The organism is Campylobacter lari subsp. concheus (assembly GCF_008245025.1).
GTDB classification, from domain to species: domain Bacteria; phylum Campylobacterota; class Campylobacteria; order Campylobacterales; family Campylobacteraceae; genus Campylobacter_D; species Campylobacter_D concheus.
On sequence record NZ_CP043426.1, the window covers coordinates 134,434 to 146,718 of the forward strand.

Sequence of the window (12,285 nt, forward strand, 5' to 3'; positions counted from 1 at the left end):
AAATTAATAAAAGTGTATAAAAAAAAGTTAAATTTTTTGCTTAGAAATATTTTTAAATGAAATACAATATAATATCAAAATTTAATTTCATTATAGGATATAATAATGTTTTTGCAAAAAAATTTACAGGCTTTAGAATTTACCAATAAACCCTTACAAGAAAAAATTTCATCTTTAAAAAAAGAAAATTTTACAGATATTTTTCCAAGTCAAACACCCTTTGTGCCTTCAAAAGATGATTTGATAAAACCTAATATATTTTTTTGTGGTATAGGTAATGGACTTTTTTTAAAAAAACTTATAAATAAACATATATTTATTTTTGATAAAGTGGAATTTTTTGCTAATGTTTTAAGCAAGATGGACTTAAGTCAAGAGCTTGCAAGTGGTAAGATATATCTTTGTGATGTGGAAGAAAAAAGATTAGAAGAATACCTTGTGCTACTTTTTTCGCAAAAAGATTGCTTTGAGTACTTAGGGCTTTTTAGGCTTTTGCCTTATAGTGAATTTTATAATGATAGTTCTATGTTTGATTTTGTCTATCAAAAATGTTTAGATGTGATAAAAAGAATAGTAGGAAATGTTGATGTAAGTTTTAAAATGGATGCTAGGATTTATAAACAATTTTTATTTAATCTACCTTTGATTTTGAAAAATATTCCATTTCAAAAGTTTATTTATGAAAATAAAGGTAAAAATAAAAGTGTTATTGTGGTATGTGCAGGTCCTTCTTTAAACAAACAACTTGAACTTTTAAAAGCAAATCAAGATGATTATGTGATATTTTCTTTAGATGCTACTTATAAAACTTTACTTAAAAATGAAATTTATCCTGATTTTGTTTTTTCTATGGATATTTATGAAGAATGTGCAAGTTTTTATGAAAATTTACCTCAAAATAAAAAAGAACCAATTTATGTTATAAGTTCAGGAGTAGAATATTCTTTAATAAAAATTTTAGAACATAAAAAAAATAAAATTTTTATTTTAAAAAATTTAGATTACCAGCAAAAATTTAATTTAAATGATTTTGGCTATTTGGATATCGGTATAAATGTAGCACATTTTGCTTACTCGTTTGCCATAGCTTTGGGATTTACTAATGTAATTATAATAGGTCAAGATTTGGCCTTTAATGAAAATGGAAAATCTCATGCAGATGTAGCTAACTTTACTTTCCGTGATGAAGAAAAAGTACAACACGAGGCTGTTAAGTTAGATGTTTTAGCTTATGGTAAAATGGGATTTGTTCAAACAAATATAGGATGGGATGAGTTTAGAAAAAGACTAGAAGTTTTGTTTTTATCTCATCCTAGTATTAATTTTTATAATGCTACAGAAGGCGGAGCTTTTATAGATTATACTATAGAAATTCCTTTTAAAGAAGTTTTATCATTATATAAAGATAAAAAACAAGATTATACACTCCCAAATACCTTAAGTCTTAATAGACAAAATAAATTACTGAAAAAAACTTTAATACTTTTACAAGAAGATTATTTAGAGTTAAACGCATTAAATCAAAAAGCAAAAAATATTTTAGAAATTTTACAAAATCAAAAAGAACTCATTGATGAACACGCATTAAATATCATTTTTGAGTTTAATGAATTATTAGATAAGGCATCGATTTTACAAAGTTTTATGTATAAACCTTTATTTTATCATAGAGGTTTTTTTAATGTAAGTTTATATCAAGATCCCCAAGATGCTCTAGTAAAATATATAGATTTTTTAAAAATATTTTTAGAAATTACATCATTAAGTTTAGAAAGTATGAAAAATTCTATAAATAAATATAAAAGTATTTTAAAACTATAAATTTTTTTTATTATATTTCGATATAGTCTAAACAACGGCATGGAAGCGGTTGAATTTATTTAAAAGGATTTAAAATGGGATTTCGTATAAATACTAACGTGTCATCTTTGAATGCTCAAAACAACGCAAATTTAAACTCAAGAGCATTGGATAATTCTTTGAGCAGACTTAGCTCAGGTCTTAGAATCAACTCTGCAGCTGATGATGCTTCGGGTATGGCTATAGCTGATAGCTTAAGATCACAAGCTAACACTTTAGGTCAAGCTATAAGCAATGGTAATGATGCTTTAGGTATTTTACAAACAGCAGATAAGGCTATGGATGAGCAGCTTAAAATCTTAGATACTATCAAAGTAAAAGCTACTCAAGCAGCACAAGATGGTCAAAGCACTAAAACAAGAAACATGCTTCAAGCTGATATTAACCGTTTGATGGAACAACTTGATAACATAGCAAATCAAACTTCATTTAATGGTAAGCAGTTATTAAGCGGTGGTTTTGTTAATCAAGAATTTCAAATAGGCTCACAATCAAATCAATCTGTTAAAGCAAGTATTGGTTCAACTCAAAGTTCTAAAATCGGTGTAACAAGATTTGAAACAGGTTCTCAGGCAAAAGAAAGTGGTGTAGCACAACTTACTATTAAAAATTACAATGGTATAGATGATTTTAAATTCCAACCTGTAGTTATTTCTACTTCAGTAGGAACAGGTCTTGGTGCTTTAGCTGAAGAGATTAACAGAGTAGCTGATATAACAGGAGTAAGAGCAAATTTCTTAGTAGAAACTACTGGTGTTGGTCCTATGAAAGCAGGAAAAACTGGGCAAGATTTTACCATAAATGGGGTAAGAATTGGTGAAGTTGAATATAAAGATGGTGATGAAAATGGAGCTTTAATCTCAGCTATTAATTCAGTAAAAGATACTACAGGTGTAGAAGCTTCTAAGGATGAAAATGGAAGACTTGTTTTAACTTCAAGAGATGGTAGAGGTATAGAGATTACTGGCGATATGGGTCCTGGATCTGGTATTAGAAAACAAGATTATACAAATTATGGTCGTTTGTCTTTGATTAAAAACGATGGTAAAGATATTTTAATCTCAGGAACTGGACTATCTCATATGGGTATGGGAGCTGCTGATATGATTTCTCAAGCTTCTGTGTCTTTAAGAGAGTCAAAAGGAACTATCGATACCAATGTTGCTGATGCTATGGGTTTTAATGCCTATAAAGGTGGTGGTAAAATGATAGTTACCCATGGAACTGTTTCTGCTTGGATGAGTGAGCAAGGTGGAATGAGTGATGGCTCTGGTTTTTCTATAGGTAGCGGTAAAAATTATTCTGCTATTTATGAAAACAATCTTGCTTTTGTAACAGCTTTTTCAGCTGCTTTTGGTGTAAGTGCTAAAGGGGATGGAACTTCCCAATTTGCTAATTTTGCTTTGACTGCTAGTATAGCAGCTAAAGATCAACAAGCCGGTGTTACTACACTTAAGGGTGCTATGGCTGTGATGGATATAGCTGAAACTGCTATTACTAATCTTGATAAAATCAGAGCTGACATTGGTTCAGTGCAAAATCAAATCACAGCTACACTTAATAACATCAGTGTAACTCAAGTAAATATTAAATCAGCTGAATCAACTATCAGAGATGTAGACTTTGCAGCAGAAAGTGCAAACTTTGCTAAATATAATATTTTAGCTCAAAGTGGTTCTTATGCTATGAGTCAGGCTAATGCTGTACAACAAAATGTAATGAGATTATTACAATAGTTAAAATCAAAACACCTTGATATCCAAGGTGTTTTGATCTAAAACATTCTAAAACATTCTAAAACATTCTAAAACATTCTAAAACATTCTAAAACATTCTTTAAATTTGGAACATTTGTTGCTTTTGCAAATATAAGCAATTTATTGAAAGGATTTAAAATGGGTTTTAGAATAAACACCAACATAGGTGCAATGAATGCACATGCAAATTCAACTATCACAGCAAGAGAGTTAGATAAATCTTTATCAAGACTTAGCTCAGGTCTTAGAATCAACTCTGCAGCTGATGATGCTTCAGGTATGGCTATAGCTGATAGTTTAAGATCACAAGCTGCTACTTTAGGTCAAGCTATTAATAATGGTAATGATGCTATAGGTATTTTACAAACAGCAGATAAGGCTATGGATGAGCAGCTTAAAATCTTAGATACTATCAAAGTAAAAGCTACTCAAGCAGCACAAGATGGTCAAAGCACTAAAACAAGAAACATGCTTCAAGCTGATATTAACCGTTTGATGGAAGAGCTTGATAATATAGCCAATACCACAGCATTTAACGGCAAACAACTTCTAAGTGGAAATTTTGTTAATCAAGAATTTCAACTAGGCTCACAATCAAACCAAACAGTAAAAGCTTCTATAGGTCCAACTCAAAGTTCTAAAATCGGTGTAACAAGATTTGAAACAGGTTCTCAGGCTAAAGAAAGTGGCGTAGCACAACTTACTATTAAAAATTACAATGGTGTAGATGATTTTAAATTCCAACCTGTAGTTATTTCTACTTCAGTAGGAACAGGTCTTGGTGCTTTAGCTGAAGAGATTAACAGAGTAGCTGATATAACAGGAGTAAGAGCAAATTTCTTAGTGGAAACCACTGGTGTTGGTCCTATGAAAGCAGGAACTACAAGTGATGATTTTAAAATAAATGGTGTGACTATAGGTAAGATAGAATATCAAGATAGTGATCAAAATGGAGCCTTGGTAGCAGCTATTAATTCAGTAAAAGATAGCACAGGTGTAGAAGCTTCAAGAGATGAAAACGGAAGACTTGTTTTAACTTCAAGAGATGGTAGAGGTATAGAGATTACTGGTGATATGGGTCCTGGATCTGGTATTAGAAAACAAGATTATACAAATTATGGTCGTTTATCTTTAGTAAAGAACGATGGTAAAGATATTTTAATCTCAGGATCTGGACTTAGTGCTATAGGTATGGGGACTACTGATATGATTTCTCAAGCTTCTGTGTCTTTAAGAGAGTCAAAAGGAAGAATCGATACCAATGTTGCTGATGCTATGGGTTTTAATGCCTATAAAGGTGGTGGTAAAATGATAGTTACCCATGGAACTGTTTCTGCTTGGATGAGTGAGCAAGGTGGAATGAGTGATGGCTCTGGTTTTTCTATAGGTAGCGGTAAAAATTATTCTGCTATTTATGAAAACAATCTTGCTTTTGTAACAGCTTTTTCAGCTGCTTTTGGTGTAAGTGCTAAAGGGGATGGAACTTCCCAATTTGCTAATTTTGCTTTGACTGCTAGTATAGCAGCTAAAGATCAAACTCCAGGTGTTACCACACTTAAGGGTGCTATGGCTGTGATGGATATAGTAGAAACTGCTACAGCAAATTTAGATGCTATCAGAGCTGACATTGGTGCAGTACAAAATCAAATCACAGCTACACTTAATAATATCAGTGTAACTCAAGTAAATATCAAATCAGCTGAATCAACCATCAGGGATGTAGACTTTGCAGCAGAAAGTGCAAACTTTTCTAAGTATAATATCTTAGCTCAAAGTGGTTCTTATGCTATGAGTCAGGCTAATGCTGTGCAACAAAATGTTCTAAAACTTTTACAATAAATCCAAAAAGTGGGTAGTATAATACCCACTTTATTTATATTAATTTTCTTTTTTCTAAGATATCTTGCAAAGGTATGATGGCTATTTTTAAAGCTTTTCCTTGAACAAAAGCTAATTCACTAATCTCTTCCAACCAAGACTTATGTGCTGTAATCCAAGCAACGAGTTTGTTTTGTTTATCATTTTCATTATGCATAGGACTAACATAAATTTTTGAAAAATTACTTTCAAGGTGAAATAACGAAGGACTTAAAACTTCTCGCAAGAAAATATATTTATTGCTTTCTAATACCTCTTTTAAATGATCTATTTTTGTGTTTAATTCATGTAAAGTGTAGCGTTTTTTACCTTGATAATTTAACTCTTTGTGTAATTTTTTACAAATTTTCAAAAAATTCTCATTGGCTTTTATATTGGTTTTGATTTGTTTATAAGCTTTTAGCATAAGATCTTGACTATCTTTGCGTTTTGGTGGATTTAGTTTTGCAAAAGGTCTTTTTATATCATCTTTTAAAAGATCTTTGCAAAGCTCTTTAAAAGGCTTTTCTATAGTTCCTTCTATCCTAGCTCCACCTTCTGTAGCATTATAAATTTTTGCTTTTGTTTGTTGATGAAATAAACCTTCAAAAATTTGTTTAAATAGTATCCAAACTTCAGAACTTTGCACATAGCCTTTTCCTCCATAAGCTAAGGTTTCATATTTGCCATGATCGCGTTCAAAATCTCCTTCATGATAACTTTCATGGATAAATCCTTCACTATGGGTTTTACCATTATCACTATAAGCTAAATCTTGTCCTATTAAAATGATATTTTCATGTCCTAGCAAAAGAGCTAATTCATAGTTTAAATGAGCTACGCTCATACCCCCGCTTACATATCCAAATTCATGTAGTCCTAAAGAATAAGCAAAAGGTAAAGATCTTGAAACTAAAATATACTTTCGTTTATTTTTTTCTAAAAATTTTATAGTATCTTTATATACCAAAGATACTAAAATAAAAGTTATATCTTTATCAAAATCTCCAAAATCATTATCAAAACATTTTGAAGTAACATCATCTCTTTCTAACATACAAACATAATCAGGTTTTATTCCATTTTGCGCTAGTATGGGGTAAGCACTATCAGCGCAAAAAATAGTTGCCTTATTTGCATATTTTTTAAGTAAAGGAAGTTGTTTTTGTAGTGATGGTCCTGTAGCTACTAAAATAGCATTTTTACTTTTATTTGATCTTTTTTTCTTAAGCTCGTTAAAGCTTGGATGGGTAAGCATTTTTGGAAGGTTTAATACAAATTGTTCTATACCCTGCATAGCATCTATAGGGTCATTTCCTCTTCTTAAAGCAATGTTTTTAATAACCTTAGAATTTAGGGTATTTATACTTCTAATTTCATCTTTTTGTCTTTCTTCATAAAAATCACAATGAATATGTAAAGTATAAGTTTTTAAGAATAAATTTAAAAAAGAACACAACATATCAGCTTTTGTATAATTAAACTCTTTTGTATGAACTACAATTAATCTGCCTTTTAAAAGTTCTTTGGAAAAATCTATCATATTAAAAACTAAAAATATTAATTCTATATCTTTCTCATAGATTATAATTCTTTTATGTTCTTCGTTTGCAAGTAAACTTTTATAAAAAATTCCATTACCTAAACCGTAAAAAAACAAAACAGGATACCTTAGGTATTCTTCGTTAAATAGTTTAATTTTTTCTTGTAATTCTTTTAAAGGATCTTTGTATAAATTTTTTATATTTTTATAACATATGTTGCAGTTTAAAGGATCTTTATCAAAAACATAAATATAATCTTTAGCTTCTTTTATTCTACTTAATCTTCTTTTGAGTGCTTGATATTCACTTCCTTTTAAGGCTTTGATATTTTTCTTAAAAATCTCTGTTTTCATTTTTATCCTTATGTTGATTAAAGAATGATATCGTCTTTTTTTATAATTTTTTTATTAAAATATTTATATTGTTTATTTTAAATTTTCTTTGATGGTTTCGCTATATTTTTCTATATATAAAATAATTTCTTCAAAAAAATCAATTTGTTGAGCTAAAAAAACTTCCACATTTTGATCTTTTTCAACCTTGTGTTTTAAAACCTCACATTCATTTTGAAAATATCTAGCTTGTAAAATATCTGAAAAAAAATCCATTTTTGGGAGTTTAATTCTCAGTTTTTCTAGTTTTTCTAAATTTTTTTCTATGATAGCTTTTTTACATTCATTAACGAATATATCGCATTGTTTTGTTTGTTTGATGAGCTTTTCTTTGCATTGTTTAATTTTTTTTTGTGGATTTTTTGGTTTTGTTAAAGTAGTTTTTTTGTTAATTTTTTCTTTTAAGAGTTCTTCGCAAAGCTCTTTAAAAGGTCTTTCTATAGTTCCTTCTATCCTAGCTCCACCTTCAGTGGCATTGTAAGTTTTTATTTTTAATATATCTCTAGCTAAAGCTATATCTTTTTCAAAACTTTTTAGAAATAAATACCATGTGAGTTGAGTTTTTACTTCGCCATTTCCTCCATAAGCACAAATTTTTTTATAAATGACTTCCTCATCTCCTTGGTCTCCATATAAATGCTCTTTTGGATGGGATTTTCCATCATCACTATAAGCTAGATCTTGTCCTATTAAAATGATATTTTTAAATCTTAAAGCTCCAGCAAATTCATAAGCCATATTGGCTACACTCATACCATTTCCCAAAAAACCATATTCATTTAAACCAAGTTTACTCTCAAAAAATAAAGGTCTCAAAACCAACATATAATTTCTATTATTTTTTTCTAAGTATTTTATAGTATTTGGGTGAGTTAAAGAAGCAATGATAAATAAAATATCTTTATCAAAATCACCAAAATCATTATTAAAAAATTCACTTGTAAAATCTACTCTTTCCAATGAAAAAACATAATCAGGTTTAATTCCTTCTTTTGCTAAAATAGCATAGGAACTATCAGCACAGAAAATCACAGCATTTTCTTGGTATTCTTTTAAAAGAGCTAATTGTTTAGTTAAAGATGGTCCTGTTGAAACTATGATAGCATTTGTTGCTTTTTCTTTTTTATCTTTTAATAAATTTTTAAATGGTGTGTGTGTGATGATTTTTTCAAGATTAATAATATTATGTTTGATCCCAATCAAAGCATCTTTTGGATCATTTCCACGAGCTAGCATTAAAGTTTTTATTATATTTAATAAAATTTGTATAACATTTTGTGCATTTGATGTGTAGAAATTAATATAAAATTCATTATAAAATTGAAAATTAAAAATTTTTAATGTATATTTGATTTGGGGATAGTTAAATAAAACTTTCAATTGAGCGGTATTGACATTGGGCGTAAAAAATAAAATAAGCTTTTCTTTTCTAAGAAATGAGGTAAAATCATTTAAATGAAAAGCTAAATATAAAATTTCTAATTCTTCTTCAAAAATAACGATATGTTTTAAATGTTGATTTTTTAAAAGTTCTATAAAAAATTTTCCATCGCCAAAGCCATAAAAAAACAATACAGGATATAGTTGAAATTTTTCAAAATCAAAAGAATGATTTTCATCTAAATAAATTTGATTTTGTGTATCAAAAATTTTATTATTTCTAAGTTGAAATCTTTGAATTTTGTTTAATTTTCTTAACTCATAAGCTAATATTTGATCAACTTCAAAAAGAGCTTGTGTGTTTTTTAGAAATAATTCTTTATTCATTTAAAATCCAAATTTTTATTTTATTATATCAAATCTACTATTTTATACAAAATAAAATTATTATATAGATATCAATAGTAAAGTATTTTTTATTTTTGTGATTTGTTTTTGAAGATTTCTATTTTCCAACTCTCTTTCTAAATTTATAATGTTTTTTTCTAGACTTTCTTGTAATTTTTTTATATGTCCTATTATAAGTTCTAACCATTCTAAGTGTTCTTTGATCCAAAGATAGTTTTTATTAAAAACATCTTCTTTTGTTTTTGGGTTGAGTACATAAATTCTAGCAAGGTTGAGTTCAAATTGAGTATTTAAAGGTATGAGCAACTCATTTAAAAAATTAATTTTTTCGAATTTGTTTTTAAAGCGGTCTAATTCTTTAATTATTGAAGAAAAGTTTTTTTCATCATTTATTAAAAAATTTAATCTATTTGATAAATAAATGCATTCTTTATGTAAAGAATCGCATAATTTTATAACTTGGTGAATTTTATAAAATGATTTTAACATTAATTCTTTTTGTTTATTTTCATTTAATTTTTCAAGTTTGGCAAAAGGTTTTTTTATTTCTTCTGTTAATAATTCTTCGCATATTTGTTTAAATGGCTTTTCTATGGTATGATCAATTCTAGCTCCACCTTCTGTGCAATTATAAGTTTTTATATTGAAATTTTTTTTTGCATTAAAAGCAGCTTCTTCTATTTCTGCCTTAAAAAGCATCCAAGTTTCATTTGTTTTTACATGATGGTTTCCATTGTAAGCTAGTGTTGTTAAACTATAATCAATCTCTTGAGGATTATAAGTATCATATTTTCCATAGTAATATTCTTCAGGATGGGAAGAACCATCATCAGCATAAGCAAGATCTTGTCCTATAAATATAATATTTTTAAATTCTAAATTTAAAGCTAAATGGTATGCCATGGTAGCTACACTATGACCCATATTTATACATCCAAAATAATTTAGCTTTAAAAAAAATGCTAGCGGTGAAAAATCTATTACACTAGTGATCTTTAATTGTTTCTTGATTAGATGAATAAAAGTATTATTATGAACCATGTGTTTTAAAATAAATATTATATTATTATCAAATTTTTCAAAATTATTGTTAAAAAATTCTGAAGTTTCTATTACTCTTTCTAAAGACAATACATAATCAGGTTTTATATTATATTTTGCTAATATAGGATAAGCACTATCTGCACAAAATATACTAGCGTAATTAGCATATTGTTTTAATAAAGGAAGCTGTTTTATTAAAGAAGGTCCTGTAGATACTATAATAGCGGTATTTGCCTGTTTTTTTCTTTTTAAAAGCAATTCATTAAAAGAATAGTTTGAAATAATATCAGGAAGATTATAAACAAAATTTTCTATACCTTGTAAAGCATCAGTAGAATCGTTTCCATGTCTGTAAATGATTGTTTTTATATATGTTTGCATATTCTTATGGATTTGCATAATATCTTTTTGATATTTTTCATAATAATCACAGTGTAAATCTAAAAAATATATTCTTAAGAAATTAAAGAAAGGACTATTTGAGCAAAGTTCTTCAAAAATATTGATATTAATTGTATTGGTATCTAAAATAATCAAAGAATTGTTTTTTAATTCTTCGCTAAAGTCTACATAATGAAAACTTAAATAAATAAATTCTAATTCTTTTTCAAAAACAACAATCTTTTGTCTGTTTTTATTTTGCAAAAGAGCTTTGTATAAAATTCCATTTCCAAATCCATAAAAATAAAGCACAGGGTATAAAAGATATTTGTCATTATATAATTTTAATTTTTCATCTAGTTCGTTAAGAGTGTTGTTATATAGTGTATACCCCCCCCCATTATGGATAAAATTAATATCGAGAGGATCTTTTCCTTGTATAGTTTTAAAATTTGAAGTTTTAATTTTTTTTAAGGTTTCTTTTAATTTTATATTATTTAAAGCTTTTAGATTTTTATTAAAAATATGTTTTTGCATAGTTATTATTCCTTTAAAAATATTTTTCTTCTAAAGCCTGTCCAAATTCTATATCGCAAGTTGCTTTTTTGCCAAGTATGTTAGGTAAAAATTTAGGATGTAAACCTAGACTCGGTCTTACACTTTTTACATTTTCTTGTGTGAAAATTTCTCCTTTTTTGATATCTTTACTAGCATATAGACTTCTTGCAAAATGGCGATTTTTTAAAGTTTTTTCATCTATTGTTAAACTAGCTTTACCTAGTGCTTGCTCACTTTTTCTTATCATATTGCACATCTGTTTAAATTCTTCATAATCAAGACTAAATTTAGCATCAGCGCTTTTTAAAGTTTTATCTAGTATAAAATGTTTTTCTATTACTTTTGCTCCAAGAGCTACTGCTAGAGTAGGTGCTAAAAATCCTTCACTATGATCACTTAAACCGATAATGGTGTTAAATTTTTTTTGTAAAGTTTTTATAGTATTTAAATTTAAATCACAAATTTGTGAAGGATAAGCTGAAGTGCATTTAAGAAAAATCAAGTTTGGATTATTTTCTTCTTGAAAAATTTTAACAACCATTTCAAGTTCTTCTTCATAAGCTATACCCGTAGAAATCAAAGTAGGTTTATTTTCTTTAGCCACATAACGCACAAAATCATAATCATTTACTTCAAAAGAAGCGATTTTATAAGCTGGGGGATTAAATTGTCTTAAAAAATTCACATCTTCTTTAGAAAAGGGACTAGAAAAACAGATTAGCCCTTCGTTTTTGGCGCATTCAAAAAGTTTTTCATGCCACTCATAAGGCGTTTTAGCCTCTTCGTATAATTCGTATAGTTTGCGTCCATGCCACAAACCACCTTCAATAATAAAATCCTTTTTATTAGAATTTAGTGTTAAGCTGTTTGGGGTGTAGGTTTGAATTTTTATAGCATCGGCCCCTGCTTCTTTAGCTGCTTTTATGGTTTTTAAAGCTACTTCAAGACTGTTTGCATGGTTAGCTGAAAGTTCAGCAATGATAAAAACTTTTTCATCTAAGTTAAAATTTTCTATAAACATTAAAGGCCTTTAGTAAGTCAAAATTATAATATTTTACATTTTAATTATTAATTATGATTAAAGGTTTATTTAGTAAAATAAAT

Annotated in this window: 7 protein-coding genes; 3 read left to right on the forward strand and 4 right to left on the reverse strand. The window is 28.0% G+C overall.

What is annotated here, in order from left to right:
- The first annotated feature begins 105 nt into the window (after nt 1-105).
- The 3 genes from CLCT_RS00790 (at nt 106) to CLCT_RS00800 (ending at nt 5,456) form a co-directional block, all read left to right on the forward strand.
- Nucleotides 106-1,821, forward strand: a complete 1,716-nt coding sequence (locus CLCT_RS00790) for a motility associated factor glycosyltransferase family protein (RefSeq protein ID WP_149061962.1) — start codon at nt 106-108, stop codon at nt 1,819-1,821.
- Nucleotides 1,822-1,895: 74 nt separating this feature from the next.
- Nucleotides 1,896-3,596: a flagellin A gene (locus CLCT_RS00795; RefSeq protein WP_149061963.1), complete on the forward strand. Its 1,701-nt coding sequence runs from the start codon at nt 1,896-1,898 to the stop codon at nt 3,594-3,596.
- 159 nt (nt 3,597-3,755) lie between these two features.
- Entirely contained in the window at nt 3,756-5,456 is a 1,701-nt protein-coding gene (locus tag CLCT_RS00800; protein ID WP_149061964.1) for a flagellin A, read from the forward strand.
- A gap of 34 nt (nt 5,457-5,490) precedes the next feature.
- Here CLCT_RS00800 and CLCT_RS00805 read toward each other — a convergent pair whose 3' ends face one another.
- The 4 genes from CLCT_RS00805 to pseI form a co-directional block, all read right to left on the reverse strand.
- Complete coding sequence (locus CLCT_RS00805; protein WP_149061965.1) at nt 5,491-7,371, reverse strand: motility associated factor glycosyltransferase family protein; 1,881 nt, start codon at nt 7,369-7,371, stop codon at nt 5,491-5,493.
- Nucleotides 7,372-7,443: 72 nt separating this feature from the next.
- Nucleotides 7,444-9,177 carry a motility associated factor glycosyltransferase family protein gene (locus tag CLCT_RS00810; protein ID WP_149061966.1) on the reverse strand — a complete coding sequence of 578 codons (1,734 nt, stop codon included), beginning with the start codon at nt 9,175-9,177 and terminating at the stop codon, nt 7,444-7,446.
- Between the two features lie 60 nt (nt 9,178-9,237).
- Entirely contained in the window at nt 9,238-11,160 is a 1,923-nt protein-coding gene (locus tag CLCT_RS00815; protein WP_149061967.1) for a motility associated factor glycosyltransferase family protein, read from the reverse strand.
- Between the two features lie 13 nt (nt 11,161-11,173).
- Entirely contained in the window at nt 11,174-12,202 is a 1,029-nt protein-coding gene (gene pseI, locus CLCT_RS00820; RefSeq protein WP_149061968.1) for a pseudaminic acid synthase, read from the reverse strand.
- Between the last annotated feature and the right edge of the window lie 83 nt (nt 12,203-12,285).

Excerpts from the sequence above, each read along its gene's own strand:
- CLCT_RS00790 (WP_149061962.1), top strand. The coding sequence starts at position 106 with ATGTTTTTGCAAAAAAATTTACAGGCTTTAGAATTTACCAATAAACCC.
- CLCT_RS00795 (WP_149061963.1), top strand. The coding sequence starts at position 1,896 with ATGGGATTTCGTATAAATACTAACGTGTCATCTTTGAATGCTCAAAAC.
- CLCT_RS00800 (WP_149061964.1), top strand. The coding sequence starts at position 3,756 with ATGGGTTTTAGAATAAACACCAACATAGGTGCAATGAATGCACATGCA.
- CLCT_RS00805 (WP_149061965.1), bottom strand. The coding sequence starts at position 7,371 with ATGAAAACAGAGATTTTTAAGAAAAATATCAAAGCCTTAAAAGGAAGT.
- CLCT_RS00810 (WP_149061966.1), bottom strand. The coding sequence starts at position 9,177 with ATGAATAAAGAATTATTTCTAAAAAACACACAAGCTCTTTTTGAAGTT.
- CLCT_RS00815 (WP_149061967.1), bottom strand. The coding sequence starts at position 11,160 with ATGCAAAAACATATTTTTAATAAAAATCTAAAAGCTTTAAATAATATA.
- pseI (WP_149061968.1), bottom strand. The coding sequence starts at position 12,202 with ATGTTTATAGAAAATTTTAACTTAGATGAAAAAGTTTTTATCATTGCT.